A 23,292-nucleotide genomic window follows, 5' to 3' on the forward strand; every position below is an offset into this window, starting at 1 on the left:
CCGAATCTTCGATTTCTGAAAGGGTTTTATTTTATAATAAAATCTAAATACTGATGAAAAAAGTTGATTGACTTACAAAACCAATAGCCCCGATAGAAACGGCATCCTTTTTTGTCATTGCGGTGAAAAGTTCTGAAGATTGCTTCACTTCGCTCGCAATGACAAAAAAGATATAGTGGATAGCGGGATTAAGCTCCTAATAATGATTTTGTAAAATACTTTTATTTAATTTTGTAACGTTTTGTTTCCAATATGAAACTAATCCTAAAGAAGAAAATAAAAATGAAAAAAATCTTACTGTTCGCTATATTAATCTCCGGAGTTTCGCAAGCTCAATTTTTCGAGGACGCAAAACCTACAAAAATAGACACGCTGAAAGGTTCTAATACAGAATTCAGAAACTTTTGGGATATCAAGAAATATGATATTGTCCTGGAACCGAACTTCGAAGCTAAAAGTATCAAAGGAAGTAATAAAATCAGTTTGACGATTGAGAAAGATGTTAAAAATCCGACGTTTCAAATCGATTTGCAGAAACCGATGAAAGCAGACAAAATCACGGCAAGTTTTCCTATTACCGATAAAAAAAATGACGGAGACTTTATTTTCCTTACAACGAAAAAGAATTTCAAAAAAGGAGAAAAATATACGATTGATATTGATTATTCCGGAAATCCCACAATTGCAAAACACGCCCCTTGGGACGGCGGCTGGATTTTCACTAAAGATAAAAACGGAAATCCGTGGATGACCGCTGCAGATGAAGGAATTGGCGCGAGCATTTGGCTTCCTGTAAAAGATATTTGGAGTGATGAGCCTGATAACGGCATCACTTTCAAAATCATCACGCCAAAAGATTTGGTTGGTGTAGGCAACGGAAAATTAATCAAAGAAGAAAATCTGGGCGATAAAAAGTCCTGGCTTTGGGAAGTGAAAAATCCGATTAACGATTATTCTATCATTCCGTCCATCGGGAAATATGTGAATTTCAAAGATACTTTTGACGGCGAAAAAGGAAAACTAAACTTGGATTATTGGGTTTTAGATTACAATCTTGATAAAGCTAAAAAACAATTTGAGCAAGTAAAACCAATGATGAAAGCCTTTGAACATTGGTTTGGACCTTATCCTTTTTATGAAGATTCTTACAAATTGGTAGAGTCTCCACATCTTGGAATGGAACATCAAAGCAATGTTGCTTACGGAAACAAATATCAAAATGGTTATCTCGGGAGAGACCTTTCCGGAACAGGAATTGGTCTGAAGTGGGACTACATCATCATCCATGAAACCGGACACGAATGGTTTGCGAACAACATCACGGCAAAAGACCAGGCAGATATGTGGATTCACGAGAGTTTTACAACCTATTCCGAAACTTTATTTGTGGATTATCTTTTTGGGAAAGCTGATGGCAACAAATATTTACAAGGTTTAAGAGGAAATATTCAGAATGACAAACCAATCATCGGAACATACGGCATCAGAAACGAAGGCAGTGGTGATATGTATCCAAAAGGTGCGAATATGATTCACACCATTCGTCAGGTGATTAATAATGATGAGAAATTCCGCCAAATTCTTAGAGGTTTGAATAAGGATTTTTATCATCAAACGGTAACTTCTGCACAAATTCAGAATTACTTTTCTGAAAAATCCGGCATTGATTTAAAATCGATTTTTGACCAGTATCTGACGACAATCAAAATCCCGACTTTGGAATATAAGCAAAATGGAAATCAGTTGACTTACAAATGGACGAATGTTGTTCCGAATTTGAAACTTCCAATCAGATTGGCTGATGGACAGGAATTGAAACCAACGGAACAAAATCAGACCACCACTTTGAAATCTGACAAACCAGTTGAATTTGACAAAAATTATTACATCAATGTGAAGTCTATTAATTAAGATTTCATTACATTTATTTAATCGAAAACCATTTCAAATCTATCTTTGAAATGGTTTTATATTTAACATCAATTATAAACTCAAAAACCTGTTATGAGAAATAAATTCATTCTTTGGGGAATCGTTGTATTAATCGTGACCTGGACCACGGCTTTGCTCATCAAAGCGCATTATTGGATTCCGATTTTCCTGACTTTCCTATATATTTTAGGCATCTACAATACTTATCAAACCAAACACGCGATTCTCAGGAACTTCCCTGTTCTTGGTTATTTCCGTTATATTTTTGAGGAAATTTCGCCGGAGATTCAACAATATTTCATTGAAAGAGAGACGGACGGAAAACCATTCCCGAGACATCAAAGGTCAGCTGTGTACAGAAGGTCAAAAAACCTGAGTGATACAGTACCATTCGGAACACAACTGGAAATCAATCATCACAAATATGAAGGCATTAAACATTCTATCTACGCCAAACATCCAAAAGAAGAACTGCCGAGAGTGACGATTGGAGGCAAAGATTGTAAGCAACCTTATAACGCATCACTTTTTAACATTTCTGCAATGAGTTTTGGTGCATTGAGTGACCGTGCTCAAATGGCTTTGAACCGAGGCGCAAAAAAAGGTAATTTCTATCACAACACAGGCGAAGGTGGCATTTCGCCGCATCATTTGGAAGGCGGCGACCTTTGCTGGCAGATTGGAACGGGTTATTTTGGATGCAGAAACGAAAACGGGAAATTTGACGCAGAATTGTTTACAAAATATTCGAATCTGGATAATGTAAAAATGGTTGAAATCAAATTGTCTCAAGGTGCAAAACCAGGCCACGGCGGCGTTTTACCAGCTGTAAAAAATACGCTGGAGATTGCCAAAATCCGACACGTCCCACCAGGCGTTACAATTCTTTCGCCACCATCGCATAGTGCATTTTCTGATGCGGAAGGCTTGTTGAGATTCGTGCAGCAATTGCGTGAACTTTCAGGCGGAAAACCAACAGGTTTCAAGCTTTGCATCGGTGACACCAAAGAGTTTGAAGACATCTGTGAACAGATGAATATCCTAAACATCTATCCAGATTTCATAACAATAGACGGTGCAGAAGGCGGAACGGGCGCTGCACCACCAGAGTTCTCAGATGGCGTTGGGATGCCACTGGAACCAGCTTTGATTTTCGTCAACAAAACTTTGATTAACTATGAATTGAGAGATAAATTGAGAATCATTGCCAGCGGAAAAGTTTTGACATCCCTGGATATCCTAAGAGCTGTCGCAATGGGTGCTGACCTTTGTAATAATGCCAGAGGTTTTATGTTTTCTCTAGGCTGTATCCAAGCGTTAAGATGCAACACCAATACTTGTCCTACCGGTGTTGCTACACAAGACAAAATGTTAATTAAAGGACTTGACACCAATGATAAAACCGAACGTGTTTACCAGTTCCATAAAAATACCTTGCACACCTGCAATGAGCTGATTGCCGCTGCCGGAAGAGAATCTTACGACCAAGTTGATGCCTCTATGTTTATGCGAGGTGACGAGTTCGAACACCTGTCTGACACTTATTTTCCTGATATTTTGGAGAATGTTAGGAAACGATAATAACAAAAAACGTCTGAGATTTTTCAGACGTTTTTATTTTTAATTTATTCAATTATTCCCACTCGATGGTTGCAGGTGGTTTTGAACTGATGTCATAAGCCACTCTGTTGATGCCGCGAACTTCATTGATGATTCTGCCGGAAACCGTGTCTAAAAACTCGTAAGGCAATCTGCTCCAAGTTGCGGTCATAAAATCAATTGTGTTGGCAGAACGAACTACTGCTGTGTATTCATAGGTTCTTTCGTCTCCCATTACGCCTACAGATTTCACTGGAAGAAGAACAACGAATGCCTGAGACACTTTCTCATATAAATCATTCTTGTATAATTCTTCGATAAAGATATCATCTGCTTCCTGTAAAATTCTCACTTTCTCTGCATCTACTTCGCCCAAAACTCTGATTCCTAAGCCTGGGCCAGGAAACGGATGCCTGTAAACTAACTCGTGCGGAATTCCCAATTCCTCTCCTACTTTTCTAACTTCGTCTTTGAACAATTCTCTCAAAGGCTCCAGTAATTCGAATTCCATTTCTTCAGGAAGCCCTCCAACATTGTGATGAGATTTGATAACTGCTGAAGGTCCTTTAACAGACTGAGATTCGATGACGTCCGGATAAATTGTTCCTTGTGCTAGGAATTTTGCACCTTCGATTTGTTTTGATTCTTCATCAAAAACGTGAACAAACTCGTTACCTATGATTTTACGCTTCTCTTCTGGGTCGCCGATTCCTGCTAATTTGGATAAGAATCTTTCGGAAGCATCGACCATTTTGATGTTCATATGGAAATGTTTGCCGTAATTTTCCATTACTTTTCTGCCTTCGTTTTTTCTCAAAAGTCCGGTATCTACGAAGATACAGTTCAATTGGTCGCCAATAGCTTTATGAATCAAAACTGCCGCAACCGAAGAATCTACCCCGCCGGAAAGCCCAAGAATCACTTTTTGGTCGCCCACTTTTTCTTTGATTTCCGCAACAGTTTTCTCGATATAATTGGTCAGTTTCCAGTTTTTATCGGCTTTACAAATTCCGAAAACGAAGTTCTCAATCATCTTCCCACCTTCCTCGGAATGAGAAACTTCCGGATGAAATTGTACTGCATAAATCTTTTTTTCAGGGTTTGAAATTGAAGCGATAACACCAGATTTTGCATTGAGTTCGAAACCTTCCGGCAATTCTGCAACCTCATCAAAATGGCTCATCCAAACGATGGAGTTTTGATAAACACCTTTCAGCAATTCGTTTTCTTTTACTATTTCCAGATGTGCTTTTCCGTATTCACCTTTTTCGCCTTTGGCAACTTTTCCGCCTAAAAGATGTGCGGTCAATTGCATTCCATAGCAGATTCCTAGAACCGGAATTCCTTGTTCATACAATTCTTTTTCTACAAGGTGCGCGTTTTCCGCGTTCACAGAACTTGGTCCGCCGGAAAGGATGATCCCTTTTGGTTTTTTTTCCAAGATTTCTACTAATGGTGTGTTGAATGGTACTATTTCCGAATAGACTTCAATTTCACGAATTCTTCTTCCAATCAATTGGTTGTACTGTGAACCGAAGTCTAAAATGATAATTCCGTTTTGCATATAATGTTGTAATATTTTTTAAAATTGTGCGTAAATAAAGGTTCTTTTAAATGGATAAAAAACCGGCGAACCTGGGAGTGCTTTCCTCAATTCTTCTTTATAATCTTGTTTGTATTGTTCCTTCAAATCTTCCGGAAGTTTTTCTACAAATGGAATCATCGCTGTTCCTGAAGCCCAATCGAAAACCGCGTCTGCATCTTTCATAATGTGCGGATAGACTTTTTCGAAGACATTGATTTTTTTGCCTTCGGTGTCTGACAAAATCTTGGCGTAATCTTCTATATTAAGAACCGAATATTCTCTTTTCCAACCATTGAAATGTTTCTGATAAACTTCGTGTTCTGCAACGACAGACAATAACTGATGAACTATAAAATTATGATTCGATGGAACCTGAACTGCCAATTGTCCTTCCGGATTTAGTTTTGAAATTAATTTTGGAAACAATTCCTGATGATTATTGCACCATTGCAGAGATGCGTTGGCAACAATCAAATCAAATTTTTCATTTAACTCTACTTGCTCTTCAACGCTTCTTTTAAAGAATTGTAATCTTTTGGTTGCATATTGTTCTGCTTTCTGAAGCATTTCTGCAGAAGAATCGATGCCGATGATTTGGGAATTGGGAATAAAATCCAAAAGTCCCGAAGTCAATTCTCCTGTCCCGCAACCTAAATCGATAACCGACATATTAGATTCAATTTCTACCAATTTTATCAAATCAAAATAAGGCGCTGAACGCTCTTTCTTGAACTGGTCGTATATTTCCGGATTCCAAGGCATCTTGATAGTTATAAGTTATGAGTTATAAGTTGAACACTTCGACAGGCTCAGTGTGACAAATCTAATACTAAACGATTATTTTTTAGCGATGTCAGGCTGAGGCTCTCGAAGCCTTTATATTAATTTAAATTCCTTATTCAATTTCCGAATCGCTAACTAGCCCTGATTGCAACGGCATCCTTTTTTGTTTTTTTGGATTTCTCAATTCATTTGGGATGACAGCTTGTCTAAAAAAACAAAAAAGATATAGTGGAAAGCGGGAAATAGCTTCTAAAAAAAAGAGACATTGGTCGCCCAACATCTCTCGTTATTTTAAAATTTCGCAATATCGTCTCGGAAAAATCCGTAGTCAAAGTCCACAATATTAGCGTCTTCGTAAACTTTCTTGCGAGCTTCCTCGAACGAGTCGCCTAGAGCAACAAGATTCAGAACTCGACCGCCTGTGGAAACCACTCGACCGCCTCTGTAATCTGCTCCGGCGTAAAGCAATGTGCTGTTCTTCACTTTTTCAGCTCCTGTTATTTCGTAGCCTGTCTCATGATTTTGAGGATAACCTCCCGAACAAACCACCAAACAAACTGCTTTTTTGTTTTTGAATCTCAGTTCCAATTCTTTTCCGTGAAGACAGTCCTCTATAACATCCACCAAATTGTTCTCCAACAAAGGCAAAAGAACCTGAGTTTCCGGGTCGCCCAATCTCATATTGTACTCCAACAGATAAGCGCCTTTTTCTGTCACCATTAATCCGAAGAAAATAAATCCTTTGAAACTAAGGCCTTCTGTTTTAAGACCTTGAACTGTTGGATTCATAATATTATTAACGAAATCCTGGAAATGCTCGTCTTTGAATTCCGGACTTGGCGCAGCAGAACCCATTCCGCCAGTATTCAACCCTTTATCTCCGTTTCCTACTTTTTTGTAATCTTTTGCAGGAATGAAAGGGAAAATCTTGTCTCCGTTGGAAACTGCAATGATTGAAGCTTCGAAACCTTGTAAAAACTCTTCTATAATGACCTGAATCCCAGCATCTCCGAAGATTCTTTTAATCATAAAGTCGTGAATCGTTCCTTCTGCTTCTTCCAGATCTTCAGCAATCACAACACCTTTTCCGCCAGCCAAACCGCTAGCTTTGATAACAATAGGGAATTTCTGATTTTGAAGATACTCTTTAGCATCCGCATAAGAATCAAATGTTACAGACTCGGCTGTTTTGATGCCGTAAGTTTTCATAAATTTCTTAGAAAACGCTTTGCTGCCTTCCAAAGAAGCCGCTTTTTTTGTAGGACCAAAAACTTTAAGGTCAACTTTTTTGAACTCATCCACGATTCCTTCTACAAGAGGTGCTTCCGGACCCACAATGGTCAAATCCACTTTGTTCTTGATTGCAAAATCTCTAAGTACGATGATATCTGTCTCGTTTATGTTTTCTCCTAATTTTTCGGTAGTGGCGTTTCCAGGCGCGAAAAACATTTTTGTAATTCTGCTGTCCTCGCTAAGCTTGGTTGCTAGAGCCGAAGCACGACCGCCGTTTCCTACAATAAGTAATCTCATATTATGTTTTCAGTTTAACTTTTTAAAGTGCCAAATTTAAGTTTTTTTGAGGACAAATCTTGTACCGAGTCCGATGTATTTTTCTTAAAAATTTATTAAAAATTAATACTGTGGTAACTGCATAGGAACTTCCATTAATAATATTTCTGAATTTTCTTCCGCTTCCAATACAAAACTTTCTGCATCCCAAATCCCGAAACCGTCTTTGTCATTAAGGATTTGGTCACCAATTTTTGCTTTTCCTTTGATAACAAAAATATAAACTCCGTTTCCTTCTTTTTTGATTTTGTATTCCTTTGAAAAACCTTTATCAAATCTAGCCAAACTGAACCAAGCATCCTGATGAATCCAAACGCCAGCATCATCCTGATTTGGTGAAAGAATCTGCTGAAAATCATTTTTTACTGAGTTTTCTTCGATACTGATTTGGTCGTATCTCGGTGTAACATCAGTTTTGTTTGGAATCACCCAGATTTGTAAGAATTTGACAGGTTGTTCGGTGGCATTTTCCTCGCTGTGCATAATTCCGGTTCCTGCAGACATCACCTGGATATCGCCTTTTTTGATGATTCCGGAATTGCCCATATTGTCGCCATGTCTCAATTCGCCCTCTAATGGAATCGAAATAATTTCCATATCTCGGTGCGGATGTCTTCCGAATCCCATCCCACCTTCTACATAATCGTCGTTCAAGACTCTAAGAACACCGAAATGTGTTTTTTCCGGATTGTGATAATTAGCAAAACTAAAAGAATGATGACTTTTCAACCAACCATGATTGGCATAACCTCTGCTGTCGGATTTGTGATATATTGTTTTCATCTTAAATTGATTTTAATGTTAGGCTTTTTTTCTATCACAAATTTCCAGCTTTCAAAATCGTTATACATTGATGTACGATAAGAACGAAAAACTCTGTAAATGACAGAGTTTATATTTTTTTTGAGTTATTAACGCAAAGGCACAAAGTATTTAATTAGACAGTATTTATTTTAAGGCGCAAAGATTTTAACTTTGTTAAATTTTTTCTTAAACAAGCATGTTCAGAATATCTGGATTATCATTAAGATAAGATTCAAAATAACCGAGGTTTTGCATTCTCTGTTTTAAACCATTGAAATCAGAAATATTGGAAAGCTCAATTCCGACAATTGCCAAAGCTGTTTCTCGTGAGTTTTTCTTGGTATATTCGAAGTGTGTGATGTCATCATTTTCGCCTAAAACGTTGAGAACAAAATCTTTCAAAGAACCGGGACGTTGTGGAAATTTCACCATAAAATAATGCTTCAAACCATTGTAAAGCAAAGCTCTTTCCTTGATTTCCTCCATTCTCGTAATGTCGTTATTACTACCGCTTACAATACAAACTACGTTTTTACCTTTTATCTGATTTCGATATTGTTCCAAAGCCGAAATCGACAAAGCTCCAGCTGGCTCCAAGACAATTGCATCTTTATTATATAACTGAAGAATCGTATCACAAATCTTCCCTTCATCTACAGGAATACAATCTGCAAGCGTATTTCTGCATATCTCAAAAGTCAAATCTCCTACTCTTTTCACAGCTGCACCGTCAACAAAACCGTCAATTTCCAATAATTCTGTATTGAGATTATTATCGATAGAAGTTCTCATAGAAGGCGCACCTTTTGGTTCAACGCCGATTAACTGAGTTTCTTTTGATAACTCTTTAAAAACTGTAGAAATTCCGGAAGCTAAACCGCCACCACCAATCGGAATGAAAACAAAATCAATATTTTCTTTTTGTTGTTCTAATATTTCCAATGCCAAAGTTGCTTGTCCTTCGATAATCTGAACATCATCAAAAGGATGAATAAACGCTGCTCCCGAAGTTTTCGCAAATTCCAAAGCTGCATTTTTTGAAGCATCGAAAGTATCTCCGACTAATTTAATTTCAGCGAAGTTTCCGCCGAACATTTCAACCTGTTCCAGCTTTTGTTTTGGAGTAGTCACGGGCATAAAAATCGTTCCTTTGATTTGGAGTTGTTTACACGATAAAGCCACTCCCTGAGCGTGATTTCCTGCGCTGGCACAGACTATTCCTTGAGAAACTTTGCCTTCGTTAAAAAGAGTTTTGATTTTATTGTAGGCGCCTCTCAATTTGTATGACCTCACTGGTTGCAAATCTTCTCTTTTCAGGAAAATATTCGCTGCAAATTTTTCTGACAAGCGTGCATTATATTGTAAAGGTGTGTAATTCACAACATTTTCTATACTTTTCCGGGCTTCTTTTACCGCTTCCAGGGTTGGAAATGTCAGTGTTTCGTTCATCTTCATTTATATTACAGATTCTTTGATTTGCTTTTAATTATTTAATTTTCTTAATTAAAATAAACTTGTTTATTCTAAGTTTTTGAAACATTAAGAAGTTTAGATTTATCCTTTTATTTTCGAAATTTTGCTTTTAAGAAATTGATAGTTAATTTAAGAATATTAAGTTCTTAATGCCTTAATGTTTTAATAATTCAAATGAACTATTAATTTTCACTTTTCCATTTTCCAGAACGAATTTATGGCTGAGTTTTTTGGGTAATTGAGATTCAAAATGTCCTACGTAAATCAAAGATTGTCCCTGACTTGCCAAATCATCAATTACCTGATTAAAATACTGTGTCTGTTCATTATCCATTCCCTGACAAGGTTCATCCAGAATCAGTAGTTTTGGCTTTTTAATCAGTGTTCTTGCGAGTAAGGCCAAACGTTGTTTCCCAAGCGGTAAAGTATTTAACTTCTTGTTTTTATCATCTTTCAAATCGAAGAAATGCAGCATCTGCTCCAACTGTTTTTGCTGGTCAAAACTCAGTTTCTGAAACAACGACATCGAATCAAAAAAGCCGGAAGCAATAGTTTGTCCTACATTTGCATTCATATCAAAATACCAATGTAACTCGGGTGAAATCATTCCGATTTTTTCTTTGATGTCCCAGATACTTTCGCCGCTTCCCCGCTTTTGCCCGAAAAGATAAATCTCATTGGCATAAGCCTGCGGATGGTCGCCATTCAATAAACTTAATAATGTTGATTTTCCAGAACCATTATGACCTTGTAACAGCCATTGTTCTCCGGAATTGACTTCCCAATCGATATTTTTAAGGACTTGTTTTTTGCCGTAAGAAATATTGATATTTTCTAGCTTGATGAGACTTTCATGTTCGTTTTCCTGATTATTTTGCAAGAAAAAAAGTAGCGATTTTGGAATTCTTTCTTCGCTTTTTGAAAAGTCTTTTGGAGAATTTCTATGAACTAATTTTCCATTTTCTATTTCTACAAAATATTGAACACTTGTTGGATATTCGTCATCATTATTAATTAAAATCAAAGTGACATTTTCTTGAATTAAATCATCAAAAGCTTGATTCAAAAACTGTCTCGATTTGACATCCAAACCTGTGTAAGGTTGGTCGATAATCAGAACCTGTGGTTTTAGCCAAAGTGCTTTCAGTAATTGTAATTTTTTGTGTTCTCCACTCGACAATTCTATTAATTGCTGATTTTTAAAATTTTCAAATCCGAAAGGTTCTAAATAGGATTCTAAAATTTCAAAATCCAGATTTTCTTCTTTCCCGAAATGATTGAGTTCTGCAAAAACAGTTAATGTATCATTTTTAGCCTGTTGATTATAACGTTGCTGATAATAAAAATTGCGGTCGCCTTCCAGATTACTGAACTGAAACCAATTGGAAACGTACAGAACTCTCTTTGGTAACTTTGAGTTTTCATCAAAATTGACCTCAACTTTCCCTCCAAAATTTTTGATTTCTCCGGAAATGATTTTGGCTAAGGTTGTTTTTCCGCTTCCGCTTAATCCGCCGAGCATCCAGCATTCTCCGGAAGATATTTTCCAATCGAAATCTTTCAAGATTGGTTTATTATACTGGAAGTTTAGGTTTGAAATTTGAACGATTGGGGTTGACATTTTTATTTTTTGAATCAATTTTTAAACGCAAAGGACGCAAAGGTTTTTTATAATCTTATTGAAAATATTTTAAAGTTCGCAAAGGCGCTTCGCTCAGCAAAGAATAAACATTCAATTTGTCATTCCGTAGGAATCTCAGCAAAGAATTTAATGTAAATCGTCTAGATCCTTACGGAATGACAAATATGATGCTAATGCTGGATTTTTATTTTTATGACAAACCCCATAGCCCCGATTGCAGCGGCATCCTTTTGTGATGAGGAACGAAGAGCAAAAGATATAGTGGAAAGCGGGATTAGCTCCTAATTTTAAACTGTTTTAATCGATTTCATCGCCGTCATTGCCTGACGCAATTTTCTGCCGACAATTTCTACAGGGTGATTTCTCAAAATATCGTTTACGTGAACCAATTGAGCGTTGTCAACTGAGGCTTTTTTGCCTTCGTTAAAGTCTTTTCCAACCAAATCTGTATCCACCGATTTCATAAAATCTGATAACAAAGGCTTACAAGCCTGGTCAAAAAGATAGCATCCATATTCTGCGGTATCGGAAATCACACGATTCATCTCGAACAGTTTTTTTCTGGCGATAGTGTTGGCAATCAAAGGGGTTTCGTGAAGTGACTCGTAATAAGCAGATTCTGGTTTGATTCCAGCCTCAACCATTGTTTCGAAAGCCAACTCAACGCCCGCTCTGATGAACGCCGACATCAAAAGATAATTGTCAAAATATTCCTGTTCATCGATTTTCACATCGCCTGCAGGTGTTTTTTCGAAAGCGGTTTCTCCTGTTTCTGCTCTCCATTTCAATAAGTTTGAATCGCCATTTGCCCAGTCTTCCATCATTGTTTTGGAAAATTCTCCCGAAATAATATCGTCCTGATGTTTCTGGAAAAGCGGACGCATAATGTCTTTCAGTTCTTCTGACAATTCAAAGGCTTTTAGTTTCGCAGGGTTAGAAAGCCTGTCCAGCATTCCACTCACACCGCCGTGTTTCAAGGCTTCTGTAATTACCTCAACGCCGTATTGAACCAGTTTGGAAGCGTAACCTGCATCAACACCTTTCTCCACCATTTTGTCAAACGAAAGAATAGAACCCGTTTGCAAAAGTCCGCACAAAATGGTTTGCTCACCCATTAAATCTGACTTCACTTCGGCAACGAAAGAGGATTTCAAAACACCGGCTTTGTGACCGCCAGTTCCTACGCAATAAGCTTTTGCTTCTGCCCAACCCTTTCCTTGAGGGTCATTTTCTGGGTGAACAGCAATCAAAGTCGGAACACCAAAACCACGCAGATATTCGGCACGAACTTCGGAGCCAGGACATTTTGGAGCCACCATAATTACGGTCAAATCTTTACGAATCTGCATCCCTTCTTCCACGATATTGAAACCGTGTGAATAGGACAACGTCGCACCTTGTTTCATCAAAGGTTGAACCGCATTAATCACGGAAGTATGTTGTTTGTCCGGAGTCAAATTAATTACCAAATCCGCAGTGGGAATCAGTTCTTCATAAGTGCCGACTTTGAAATTATTTTCGGTTGCGTTTTTCCACGAATCTCTTTTTTGGTCGATTGCTTCCTGACGTAATGCGTAAGACACATCCAGTCCGCTGTCTCTAAGATTCAGACCTTGATTGAGGCCTTGAGCTCCGCAACCAACCACTACGATTTTCTTTCCTTTCAACGCAGAAACGCCATCAGAAAACTCTGAACTGTCCATAAATTCTGCCTGTCCTAACTGATGTAACTGGTCTCTGAGTGATAAGGTATTGAAATAATTTGCCATTATATTATAATTGATAAATGATTATTGATAATTGATTTTATTTTAATTTTGAACACAAAGCGCACGAAGATTTTTAACAATTGAATGTTTTTAAGTTCACAAAGGCGCTTACGCTCAATAAAGTTTGATTGTTTGGTTACATTGTGAAAACGTCGTCTCTTTTGTCAAGATATTCGTTTTCAATAAGCTCAGGTGAAGGTTCTCTTTTTTCGAATTCAAGGACTTTTTCGTGGATTCCTGCGCTGTTTTTGATGATAGCGATTCTTGCGCCTCGGACAAATTCGATAAGTCCGTATTTGTTAAGTTCCTCAGTCAATCGGTCGATTTCTTCACGATGTCCTGCGGTTTCAAAAACAATATAATCTTGACGAATCACAACCGTAGAGGCGCCATACTGACGAAGCAACCGTTCTACATAAACTTTTTCTGTCACAACATTTGCGGGAACTTTATAAAGTGCCTGTTCCTGCCAGACAATCTCATCATCGGTATTGAAATAGGCTTTCAGAACATCAATTTGTTTTTCCAGCTGGCGGCAGAGTTTTCTGACAACTTCTTCGGTTTCATTAATGAGAATTGTGAATCTGTGAATGCCTTCGACCTCGGAAGGAGAAGTATTCAAACTCTCGATATTGATTTTTCTTCGTGAAAAAATCCCTGAAATCCTGCCGATTAATCCAACCGAATTTTCTGTGTATAGTGTGATGGTAAATTCTTGTTTTTCCATTGTTTTGTTTTTCAAAATTCCCGTTATTGGAATGATATTGAACCCTTTGGGTTCGGTGGATGTTAATTTTTTATTCCATAGGTTGCACCTACGGCTATTCATATTAAACCCTTCGGGTTTTGATAGGATTTTCATCCTATCCTTTATTAAGTCGTCCTTTCAGGACTTTGTTGAAAATTTATTTTAAACGAATTTCTGAAACCGAAGTTCCCTGAGCTACCATTGGAAAAACGTTATTTTCTTTTCCTACCATTACTTCCAAAAGATAAGCACCATCGTGATTTAGCATTGTTTTCAAAGCTGTTTTAAGGTCTTTTCTTTCGGAGATTTTTTGTCCGTCGATATAATAACCTTTTGCAACGGCTACGAAATCCGGGCTCGTGATATTTACAAAAGAGTAACGTCTGTCGTGGAACAGCTGTTGCCATTGTCTAACCATTCCAAGAAATTCGTTATTGAGAATCAGAATTTTAACTTTAGCTCCGAACTGCATAATCGTTCCCAATTCCTGCAACGTCATCTGGAATCCGCCATCGCCAATGATTGCAACCACTGTTTTTTCCGGTGCACCATACCAAGCTCCGATTGCAGCCGGCAAACCAAATCCCATTGTACCTAATCCGCCTGATGTTACGCTAGATTTAGAGTTATTGAAATTAGCATATCGACAAGCAACCATTTGATGCTGACCAACATCGGTTGTGATGATTGCATCGCCATTTGTCAGCTCATTAAGAACTTTGATGACTTCACCCATTGTCATTACATCGGTTGTGGGATTCAGTTCATTTTGAATGACCTCTTTGATTTCTTCTTTTTCCAACTCACGGAATTTCCCCAACCATTCTGAATGGTCATTGTCTTTGAGAAGCGTTGTCAACATCGGTAAAGTCTTTTTACAATTTCCCCAAACAGGAACGGTTGTTTTCACATTTTTATCAATTTCGGCCGGGTCTATATCAAGATGAATGATTTTTGCCTGTTTTGCATATTTGTCCAAACGGCCTGTAACCCTGTCATCGAAACGCATTCCTACTGCAATGAGAACATCACATTCGTTGGTCATAACATTTGGTGCATAATTTCCGTGCATACCTAACATTCCAACGTGTAGTTTGTGATTGGTCGGCAATGCGCTCAATCCCATAACCGTCGCAGCTGCGGGAAGATTAATCTTTTCAATAAAAGCTTTGAATTCCTCTTCGGCTTTTCCTAAAATCACACCTTGTCCAAAAAGAACAAATGGCTTTTTTGCCTGATTAATGAGTTCTGCAGCCTTCTCAATATATTCATTTCTGATTTCTGGTTCAGGACGATAACTTCTGATATGATTACACTTTTTATATCCTAAATATTCAAAAAGTTGTAACTGAGCATTTTTGGTAATATCAATCAAAACCGGACCTGGACGACCTGTACTTGCGATATGAAAAGCTTTAGCAATGGCTTCGGGAATTTCTGTTGCATCAGTTACCTGATAATTCCATTTGGTAACCGGCGTTGTAATATTGATAACATCTGTTTCCTGAAAAGCATCTGTCCCTAAAAGCGAAGCAAAAACCTGACCTGTAATGCAGACAATCGGATTGCTGTCTATCATCGCATCTGCCAAACCTGTCACCAAATTGGTTGCACCAGGACCACTAGTTGCAAATACAGCTCCGGTTTTCCCTGAAGTTCTTGCAAATCCCTGCGCAGCGTGAATCGCTCCTTGCTCGTGGCGAACCAAAATGTGTTTCAGTTTTTCGGAATAGTCGTACAACGTATCATAAATCGGCATAATTGCGCCACCAGGATAACCGAAAATCGTGTCGACATTTTCTTGTAACAGAGCTTCTAAAACGGCTTTTGAACCGGAGATTTCTATCGCTTTTGGCTGTTCTAATCCTATGTTTTCTACTTGTGAAATGGTATTATTCATTTTTAATATTTTTCATTTACTCCATAAGTTACACCTACGGTTATTCAAATTGAACCCTTTAGGTTCTTTGTTGGGATTGTATTTTATTTTATTCGTTATCGGTTACAAGTCGGTTACACAACCTTGCGACGCATCTGCTACAGACTTAGCATATTTGTATAACACACCGCTTTTTACTTTATATTCAGGTTGAATGAAACCGGCTTTTCTACTGGCAATTTCTTCGTCTGATAACAGTGCGTTGATGGTATTTTTTTCTGCATCCAATTCAATTACATCGCCATCTTTAATCAAACCAATCAATCCTCCGGAAAAAGCTTCAGGTGTGATATGACCAACTACGAAACCGTGCGTTCCTCCGGAAAATCTTCCGTCTGTAATTAATGCCACATTTTTCCCTAAGCCTGAACCCATCAAAGCAGAAGTGGGTTTCAGCATTTCCGGCATTCCGGGTGCTCCTTTTGGACCTTCGTTTTTGATTACCACGACATTTCCTTCCTGTATTTTTTTATCCTCAATTCCTTTGATGAATTCTTTTTCTCCGTCAAAAACGATTGCTGTTCCTTTGAAATAAGCACCTTCCTTTCCTGTAATCTTCGCAACAGAGCCTTTCTCGGCAAGATTTCCGTACATAATTCTGATGTGTCCGGTTTCTTTGATTGGATTTTTGATATCGTGAATGATATTTTGCTGTCTGTCGATAATAGAAGTCACGTGTTCCAGATTTTCTGCAATGGTTTTTCCTGTCACTGTTAAACAATCTCCGTGAAGCAAGCCTAAATCCAATAAATATTTCATCACAGCCGGAACTCCACCTACTTTGTGAAGATCTTCCATCAGATATTTTCCACTTGGTTTAAGGTCGGCTAAAAATGGTGTTTCATCACTGATTTTTTGGAAATCATCCAAAGTCAAATTGTATCCGATAGATTTTGCAATCGCTATAAAATGGAGAACCGCATTGGTACTTCCACCCAGAATCATAATCAGCCTTAAAGCATTTTCGAAAGCCTTTGGTGTCATTATATCGGATGGTTTGATGTCTTTCTCCAAAAGGATTTTAACGTAATGACCAGCAAACTGACATTCTTCTTTTTTTTCTTTGCTTAATGCCGGATAAGAGGACGAATAAGGCAAACTCATCCCGAGTGCTTCGATTGCGGAAGCCATTGTATTGGCGGTATACATTCCGCCACAGGCTCCTGCACTCGGACAGGAATTTTGAATCACGCCCTGAAAATCTTCTTCAGAAATTTTGCCCGCGATTTTGTTTCCCAACGCTTCAAAAGCTGAAACGATGTTTAAATCTTCACCTTTGTAATGTCCCGGTGCAATACTTCCGCCATAAACCATTATCGAAGGTCTATCTAATCTTGCCATCGCTATCAAGGAACCCGGCATATTTTTGTCGCAACCTGGAACCGTAATTAATCCGTCGTAATATTGCCCTGCACAAACGGCTTCGATAGAATCTGCAATGATGTCACGGCTTACAAGCGAATAACGCATTCCGTCGGTTCCATTGGTCATTCCGTCACTGATTCCTATTGTGTGGAACATTAATCCAACCAGATTTTGTTCTTTAACACCTTTTTTTACAATCTCAGCCAAATCATTTAAGTGCATATTGCAAGTGTTGCCATCATAACCCATACTTGCAATTCCGATCTGTGCTTTGTCGAAATCTTCTTTTTGAAAACCAATCCCGTAAAACATTGCCTGAGTTGCAGGCTGAGTCGGGTCTTTTGTAAGCGTTTTGGAATATTTGTTCAGTTCTACGTTACACATATTGAAAGTCGGATTTTAAATAAGAATAATCTTCTTCTAATACCAAATGACGATAAGCTGTCTGAATTTTTGCTGATAAACTGTCTTCCCAATTCAGTTTGAAAGGAACGTTATCAAGAGAATCCAAGGCTACAATTTCTGCCGCTGTTCCGCAGAAAAATCCTGTATCTGCACCTTTCATCTCTTCTGGTTTGAAGAACTTTTCCTCATAAGGAATTCCTAATTGATTGCAGATTTCAAAAACTGTCGCTCTGGTAATTCCGGGAAGAATACTTCCTTTTGCCGGAGTAAATAACTTTCCATCTTTCTCGAAGAAGATATTGGCACCTGAACTTTCAGCTACATTGCCTTCTGCATCTAGAACCAATGCTTCATCAAAACCTTTATCCTTAGCTTCCTGACAAGCCAAAATGGAGTTTACATAATGACCGCTCACTTTTGCTTCCACTTTGAAAGCTTTGGGGTTTGGACGTTCAAATGACGACGTCATAATTCTCATTTTGTTTGCCATATAACCATTATCCCAATTCCAAACTTCGATCACTAGATAACTTTTTTGTCCTTTTGACAAAGCCATATTCGGCGAACAAATCACTAATGGACGAATGTAAGCATTGCTCAGATTATTCAGTTCCAAAAGTTGGTAGGTTATTTCAACCATTTCTTCGGTAGAATAATCGAAAGGCATCATCATTGTTTCTGCAGATTTACGAAGTCTGTCGTAATGTTCCTCTGCTTTGAAAATTTTGGTTCCATTGGCTGTTTTATAAGATTTAATTCCTTCGAAAACGGCATATCCGTAATGCAACGATTGACCGTACAAGTCGGTCTTGGCTTCTTTTGCTTTCACATATTCCCCATCAAAGAAGAGAACACTGTCGTCATTGTAATACATTTTGTATCGGTTTTTATATTTTATTAAATGTTTTGTTTTAAAATAAAAAACCATTCTCGTGATGAGAATGGTCTGTTATATTTCAATTTCAAAAATTATCACAAGCCATCACTCACCACCGGAATCCGATAATGACAGAAATGACAATAATAATTATTGAGTTATTCATTTTCTTGTTTTGAACGGTACAAATGTATAAACTAATTTCAATAAATATTGATAGTTTCACAAAAAATTCATTTCAATAGTATCAAAAACATACAAAACATTGATTTTTATACGATATTCATCAAAACAGAAAACAGTCATAAGATCTTGATTCTCAATTTATGATAGCTTAGAAAATTACGATGTCTAAAATTTTACTGAGAATATAAGGTTTTGATGCTTAATTTTAATTTTTGACCTAATTCTTTCCAATAAAAACGAAAATCCACCGATTGGCGGATTTAATATTAAATTCTTTTAAATTAAAAATGAACCTGCTGGATTTCTTCTTCGATTTCTTTTGGCGTTTCATCTTCTGATTTAATAAAGACTATAGTAATTATAGCGCCTAAAAGCATACAAATACCACCCACTGTAACGTAGTCTATTGCATAATCTCTAAAAATTTTATTGACAATCGTTCCTCCAAAGAAACCATTAATAATTTGAGGAATTACTATAAAGAAATTGAAAATTCCCATATAAACGCCCATTTTTCTGGAAGGAATCGAATCGATTAACATCGCATAAGGCATTGCTAAAATACTTGCCCAGGCAAACCCTAATCCAACCATCGAAAATTTCAAATAAGAAACATCCTTAATAAAAAACATCGAAATCAATCCTAATCCACCGCAAAAAAGTGCTAATGCGTGAGTCTGTTTTTTTCCTATCTGTTTTGCTATTGGTGTCAGAAGAAAGGCAAATGGAATTGCCCATAAATTATAATATCCAAATAATTCACTTGTTAAATCTGCTGCTTGATTAAATTGTAATGAACTTCCATCTTTAGGGGACAATCCAAAATGATGTGTTGCGATTGCACTTGTTGTAAAAACCCACATTGTGAACAATGCAAACCAAGAAAAGAACTGAACAATTCCCAATCGTTTCATCTGAGCAGGAATATTGCCAAAATCTTTGAAAATATCAGAAAATTTCGATTTTTCTTCCACAAGTTCTTTACCGTCAGTAAATTCTGCAAATTCTTTCGGAGAATATTCCTTAGTTGTGAAAATGGTATAAAGAATAGTTAATAACAAAAATCCAGCGCCAATATAAAATGAATAAATTACATTATCAGCTACATATCCTTCAGGAGCAACATTTGAAATTCCTATTTCGGTAAGCCATTTAGGAAGATTTGAACCAACTACAGCTCCAATTCCAATTAAAATCGTTTGGACGGAAAAACCTAGAGTTCCCTGATGTTTTGGTAACATATCGCCTACCAGAGCACGAAAAGGTTCCATAGCCACATTAATAGATGCATCCATCATTGCTAGGAAAATCACAGCAAGTAATAATACATTTGCAGCCATCATTGATGTAACAGAAGCAGCATTCGGAAGTAAAACCAATCCAATAGCACACAAAACTGCACCAATCAAAAAATAAGGTTTTCTTCTTCCCAACGGACTCCAAGTATTATCTCCCATATGTCCGATAATTGGCTGAACAATTAATCCTGTAACAGGCGCGACTAGCCAAAAAAGGGAAAGATGATGTACATCTGCACCTAAATTTTGTAAAATTCGGCTGGCATTACCATTTTGCAGGCCAAATGCCATTTGGATTCCCAAAAATCCCATACTCATATTGATAATCTGAGCGATGGAAAGATTAGGTTTAATTTTTTTAGTCATTTATTTTTAAGGTATTTATATATTATTTTAATTTCTGAATCAAAACATCTTCGATTGGTGTTTTAATTTTGGTCACTTCATCAACCACTTCATTGGGAACTGTTACCGAAAGAACGTATTGTTTCACTTTCCATTTTCCACTGATTTTTTCCAGAACACCTGAACCTCTGCAGATTTTCATCTGTGTATCCAAAATCTCATCAAACCAAGCATAATTTCCATCTTTGCTGAAATAGATATTTCGTTTTAAGGACTTGAAATTCCACGTTGTTTTCTTATCGAAAAATGGTTTTGCCCAATCTTTGAATTCTTGCTTGTTCCAAACTTCTGTTGCATCTGTCCCGATAAAAGTTGATTCTTCTGCAAAGCAATCAAAATACTTATCAAAATCTGCGTTAGCTGCAAATATGTTGAAATCATCCAATAATTTGTTAATATTCTTTTTCTGAACATTCTCGTAAAAGCCCTTCTTCTGTGCAGAAATAGGAATCGAAAATATCAAAAAAGATAGTATGAAAATGGAAATTATTTTTTTCATTTCAAGTTTATTTTTGAGTTTCTATTATTTTTCTGATTAATACAATCTGACCCAGGTGATAATAGCTATGTTCTATCATTCCGTCAAGATTCCTGATGTACGTTCCATATTTTTCGTCAACAAAATCATTATTGAGTTTTTCTTCCGGCAACATTTCTATCAGTTTTACGAATTCTTCAGAATCTTTCCAGAAATCATCAAGAAAATTCTCCCATTGCTCCTGAGATTTTACGGGTGGAAAATCGAAACTGAATTTATCTTTTATATCCAAATCTCCACCAAGCAATACGTTTTTAATTCCTTTGATATAATAATGAATATGCTGTGCAAGAACAGCAATCGTATTAAGATTCTGAAACTTAGCCGTAGCCAATTTATAATCCAAATTTTCCAGCTGATCTTTGAAATTTGTATTTGCAATCCAAGTTCCATTTAGGATAACTTCCCGAAAACGATTTGCTAATTGCAATTGATTTTTCATAGTCAAAATATCATTAAACGAATGTAAAAATTTGTTCGGAAACTCAATTACATTTTCTTGTTTTGAATTCAATTATTTTAATTCTAAAATTAATGAAGATTTTGCAGGAACAGACAAATTTGTTTTTAAATCAAAATCTTTGTCAGAAATGATGTCTTTTCCTTTTGTAAAATTCTTCAGACCTTCAGAAAAACGCTTCAAATCTAAGTTTTGAGTTTCCTTATTGTTATTGATAACCACCATTACTCTTTTGCTATCCGTATATCTGAAATAAACATAAACGTTGTTGTTCGGGATGTAATGCAAGGTTTTTCCTGTATGAACCGCTTCGTTCGTTTTTCTCCAATTTAGAAGTTTTTTGGTAAAATCAAAATAGTCGTTTTGAGAAGCTGTTCTTCCTGATTTTGTGAATGCATTATTCGCATCGCCAGCCCAGCCTCCAGGGAAATCTTTTCGGATTTCGCCGTCGCCACCGTTGTTTTTGTCGCCAGCCATTCCGATTTCGGAACCGTAATACAATTGTGGAATTCCACGAATGGTCAAAATCAAGCTCATTGCTAATTTGTAATCCTCGACTTTCGGAAAAATTTGATTAAATCTATTCGTGTCGTGATTCTCAGCAAAAACCAACAGATTATTGATATTCGGATAAAGAAAATCATTCGCCAGATTGTCGTAAACTCTCTGCATCCCGGAATCCCAGCCGGAATCCTCACGGAAAACCTGACCCAGAGCATCGTGAAGGGTAAAATCCATCACAGAAGGCAGATAAGAATTATAACCTTCTATCGCAGCGATTTTGGAATCTTTTTGCCAATAAGACATCTGCGCCTGGTCGTGCATCCAGACTTCACCTACAATATTGAATTTTGGATATTCGTCCGTGATTTTTTTGGTCCAATCTGCAATTCCTTTTTTGTCATTGTAAGAATACGTATCGACGCGGAAACCGTCCAGACCGGCATATTCTATCCACCAGATGGCGTTCTGCGCCATATAAGTCACAACCATCGGATTAGATTGATTCATATCCGGCATTGTGGTATCAAACCAACCGTCCATACATGCTGCTTCGTCAACTTTCGCTGCATTGCTATCGAATTGCGTTGTCATCCTGTAATTACTTCTTTGGAAACCATTTTCTTGTCCGTTCCAGTAATGAATCCAATCTTTTGAAGGCAAATCTTTGATAATCCAGCTTTTTGAACCCCAATGATTGGTCACATAATCCATCACGAGTTTCATTTTTCTTTTGTGAAGTTCATCAGCGAGGTTTTTGTAATCTTCATTGGTTCCGTAACGTGGGTCGATTTTGTAATAATCACTTTGCGCATAACCGTGGTAAGAGTAAGACGGTTCATTATCCTCTAACAAAGGTGTATTCCAAAGTGTTGTAACACCTAATTCTTGCAAATAATCCAAATTTTTGACAATTCCCGCAATGTCTCCACCGTGACGTCCACCAGTTTTGCTTCTGTCCGATTTTTCAGCCGTGTCTGGCGTGTTGTCATTTTTCGGATTTCCGTTGGCGAAACGGTCCGGCATTATCAGATACATCACATCAGAAGACGTGTAAGAATCTCTGTTCTCCGAATTTTGTTGTCTTTGCTTGAATTCGTAATCGATGGTTTTAACGGTTTTGTTTCCGTTTTTGAAATTCAGTTTTGCTTTTTGTGGCTGAACGCCGTTTGTGTCGATGGTTACGAAAAGGTAATTTGGATTTTCGACTTTTTTGACTTGTTTGATTTTTATCCCGGTCGAAAATTCCGGTTGAAGATTTTGGATATCTTTTCCGTAAACTAATAGTTGTAGTTCAGGATTTTTCATTCCGCTCCACCAGAATGCCGGTTCCACTTTCTGAACTTGAGAATAGAAAATAGAAGAAAATACGATGGAAGAAATGGTTAATATTTTTTTCATAAGGTTTAATTTT

The 23,292-nt window shown here is 37.3% G+C and carries 17 protein-coding genes; 2 read left to right on the forward strand and 15 right to left on the reverse strand.

The window, feature by feature from the left end; genetic code table 11:
* Nucleotides 1-282 precede the first annotated feature (282 nt).
* The gene (locus tag RTX21_RS13160) at nucleotides 283-1,911 is read left to right on the forward strand and encodes a M1 family metallopeptidase (protein WP_312768377.1); all 1,629 of its coding nucleotides are present in this window, start codon (nucleotides 283-285) and stop codon (nucleotides 1,909-1,911) included.
* A gap of 93 nt (nucleotides 1,912-2,004) precedes the next feature.
* Nucleotides 2,005-3,513: an FMN-binding glutamate synthase family protein gene (locus tag RTX21_RS13165; protein WP_312768378.1), complete on the forward strand. Its 1,509-nt coding sequence runs from the start codon at nucleotides 2,005-2,007 to the stop codon at nucleotides 3,511-3,513.
* A gap of 52 nt (nucleotides 3,514-3,565) precedes the next feature.
* On the opposite strand, the gene guaA is transcribed toward RTX21_RS13165, so the two are convergent.
* The 15 genes from guaA to RTX21_RS13240 form a co-directional block, all read right to left on the reverse strand.
* The gene (guaA, locus tag RTX21_RS13170) at nucleotides 3,566-5,095 is read right to left on the reverse strand and encodes a glutamine-hydrolyzing GMP synthase (RefSeq protein WP_312768380.1); all 1,530 of its coding nucleotides are present in this window, start codon (nucleotides 5,093-5,095) and stop codon (nucleotides 3,566-3,568) included.
* A gap of 18 nt (nucleotides 5,096-5,113) precedes the next feature.
* A complete protein-coding gene (locus tag RTX21_RS13175; protein WP_312768382.1) occupies nucleotides 5,114-5,878 on the reverse strand; it encodes a methyltransferase domain-containing protein in 765 nt (254 codons plus the stop codon).
* Nucleotides 5,879-6,190: 312 nt separating this feature from the next.
* Entirely contained in the window at nucleotides 6,191-7,429 is a 1,239-nt protein-coding gene (gene purD / locus RTX21_RS13180) for a phosphoribosylamine--glycine ligase (RefSeq protein ID WP_312768384.1), read from the reverse strand.
* A 102-nt stretch (nucleotides 7,430-7,531) separates the two neighbouring features.
* Complete coding sequence (locus tag RTX21_RS13185; RefSeq protein ID WP_312768387.1) at nucleotides 7,532-8,251, reverse strand: pirin family protein; 720 nt, start codon at nucleotides 8,249-8,251, stop codon at nucleotides 7,532-7,534.
* Nucleotides 8,252-8,458: 207 nt separating this feature from the next.
* Nucleotides 8,459-9,727 (reverse strand): threonine ammonia-lyase IlvA, encoded by a 1,269-nt coding sequence (ilvA, locus tag RTX21_RS13190; RefSeq protein WP_312768390.1) that lies wholly within the window; start codon nucleotides 9,725-9,727, stop codon nucleotides 8,459-8,461.
* A 172-nt stretch (nucleotides 9,728-9,899) separates the two neighbouring features.
* Nucleotides 9,900-11,366 (reverse strand): ATP-binding cassette domain-containing protein, encoded by a 1,467-nt coding sequence (locus RTX21_RS13195; RefSeq protein WP_312768393.1) that lies wholly within the window; start codon nucleotides 11,364-11,366, stop codon nucleotides 9,900-9,902.
* Between the two features lie 308 nt (nucleotides 11,367-11,674).
* Nucleotides 11,675-13,156, reverse strand: coding sequence for a ketol-acid reductoisomerase (gene ilvC / locus RTX21_RS13200; RefSeq protein WP_312768396.1), 1,482 nt, complete (start codon nucleotides 13,154-13,156; stop codon nucleotides 11,675-11,677).
* A 136-nt stretch (nucleotides 13,157-13,292) separates the two neighbouring features.
* Nucleotides 13,293-13,883 carry an acetolactate synthase small subunit gene (gene ilvN, locus RTX21_RS13205; RefSeq protein WP_312768399.1) on the reverse strand — a complete coding sequence of 197 codons (591 nt, stop codon included), beginning with the start codon at nucleotides 13,881-13,883 and terminating at the stop codon, nucleotides 13,293-13,295.
* Between the two features lie 178 nt (nucleotides 13,884-14,061).
* Nucleotides 14,062-15,804 carry a biosynthetic-type acetolactate synthase large subunit gene (ilvB, locus tag RTX21_RS13210; RefSeq protein ID WP_312768400.1) on the reverse strand — a complete coding sequence of 581 codons (1,743 nt, stop codon included), beginning with the start codon at nucleotides 15,802-15,804 and terminating at the stop codon, nucleotides 14,062-14,064.
* Between the two features lie 102 nt (nucleotides 15,805-15,906).
* Complete coding sequence (gene ilvD, locus RTX21_RS13215; RefSeq protein ID WP_312768403.1) at nucleotides 15,907-17,592, reverse strand: dihydroxy-acid dehydratase; 1,686 nt, start codon at nucleotides 17,590-17,592, stop codon at nucleotides 15,907-15,909.
* Complete coding sequence (locus tag RTX21_RS13220; RefSeq protein WP_312768406.1) at nucleotides 17,585-18,487, reverse strand: branched-chain amino acid transaminase; 903 nt, start codon at nucleotides 18,485-18,487, stop codon at nucleotides 17,585-17,587. Before RTX21_RS13220 ends, ilvD begins: the two co-directional genes overlap by 8 nt.
* A 470-nt stretch (nucleotides 18,488-18,957) precedes the next feature.
* Entirely contained in the window at nucleotides 18,958-20,340 is a 1,383-nt protein-coding gene (locus tag RTX21_RS13225) for an MFS transporter (RefSeq protein ID WP_312768408.1), read from the reverse strand.
* 22 nt (nucleotides 20,341-20,362) lie between these two features.
* Nucleotides 20,363-20,878 carry a nuclear transport factor 2 family protein gene (locus tag RTX21_RS13230; RefSeq protein ID WP_312768411.1) on the reverse strand — a complete coding sequence of 172 codons (516 nt, stop codon included), beginning with the start codon at nucleotides 20,876-20,878 and terminating at the stop codon, nucleotides 20,363-20,365.
* A 7-nt stretch (nucleotides 20,879-20,885) separates the two neighbouring features.
* On the reverse strand, nucleotides 20,886-21,359 hold the full coding sequence (locus RTX21_RS13235) for a DUF1572 domain-containing protein (RefSeq protein ID WP_312768414.1): 474 nt from the start codon (nucleotides 21,357-21,359) through the stop codon (nucleotides 20,886-20,888).
* A gap of 72 nt (nucleotides 21,360-21,431) precedes the next feature.
* Entirely contained in the window at nucleotides 21,432-23,279 is a 1,848-nt protein-coding gene (locus tag RTX21_RS13240) for a glycoside hydrolase family 13 protein (protein WP_312768417.1), read from the reverse strand.
* Nucleotides 23,280-23,292 lie beyond the last annotated feature (13 nt).

It is taken from the genome of Epilithonimonas sp., from assembly GCF_032054305.1.
GTDB lineage: Bacteria > Bacteroidota > Bacteroidia > Flavobacteriales > Weeksellaceae > Epilithonimonas.

Bases quoted from the DNA above. Each gene is read 5' to 3' on its own strand.
- RTX21_RS13160 (WP_312768377.1), top strand. From the start codon at position 283: ATGAAAAAAATCTTACTGTTCGCTATATTAATCTCCGGAGTTTCGCAA.
- RTX21_RS13165 (WP_312768378.1), top strand. From the start codon at position 2,005: ATGAGAAATAAATTCATTCTTTGGGGAATCGTTGTATTAATCGTGACC.
- guaA (WP_312768380.1), bottom strand. From the start codon at position 5,095: ATGCAAAACGGAATTATCATTTTAGACTTCGGTTCACAGTACAACCAA.
- RTX21_RS13175 (WP_312768382.1), bottom strand. From the start codon at position 5,878: ATGCCTTGGAATCCGGAAATATACGACCAGTTCAAGAAAGAGCGTTCA.
- purD (WP_312768384.1), bottom strand. From the start codon at position 7,429: ATGAGATTACTTATTGTAGGAAACGGCGGTCGTGCTTCGGCTCTAGCA.
- RTX21_RS13185 (WP_312768387.1), bottom strand. From the start codon at position 8,251: ATGAAAACAATATATCACAAATCCGACAGCAGAGGTTATGCCAATCAT.
- ilvA (WP_312768390.1), bottom strand. From the start codon at position 9,727: ATGAAGATGAACGAAACACTGACATTTCCAACCCTGGAAGCGGTAAAA.
- RTX21_RS13195 (WP_312768393.1), bottom strand. From the start codon at position 11,366: ATGTCAACCCCAATCGTTCAAATTTCAAACCTAAACTTCCAGTATAAT.
- ilvC (WP_312768396.1), bottom strand. From the start codon at position 13,156: ATGGCAAATTATTTCAATACCTTATCACTCAGAGACCAGTTACATCAG.
- ilvN (WP_312768399.1), bottom strand. From the start codon at position 13,883: ATGGAAAAACAAGAATTTACCATCACACTATACACAGAAAATTCGGTT.
- ilvB (WP_312768400.1), bottom strand. From the start codon at position 15,804: ATGAATAATACCATTTCACAAGTAGAAAACATAGGATTAGAACAGCCA.
- ilvD (WP_312768403.1), bottom strand. From the start codon at position 17,592: ATGTGTAACGTAGAACTGAACAAATATTCCAAAACGCTTACAAAAGAC.
- RTX21_RS13220 (WP_312768406.1), bottom strand. From the start codon at position 18,487: ATGTATTACAATGACGACAGTGTTCTCTTCTTTGATGGGGAATATGTG.
- RTX21_RS13225 (WP_312768408.1), bottom strand. From the start codon at position 20,340: ATGACTAAAAAAATTAAACCTAATCTTTCCATCGCTCAGATTATCAAT.
- RTX21_RS13230 (WP_312768411.1), bottom strand. From the start codon at position 20,878: ATGAAAAAAATAATTTCCATTTTCATACTATCTTTTTTGATATTTTCG.
- RTX21_RS13235 (WP_312768414.1), bottom strand. From the start codon at position 21,359: ATGAAAAATCAATTGCAATTAGCAAATCGTTTTCGGGAAGTTATCCTA.
- RTX21_RS13240 (WP_312768417.1), bottom strand. From the start codon at position 23,279: ATGAAAAAAATATTAACCATTTCTTCCATCGTATTTTCTTCTATTTTC.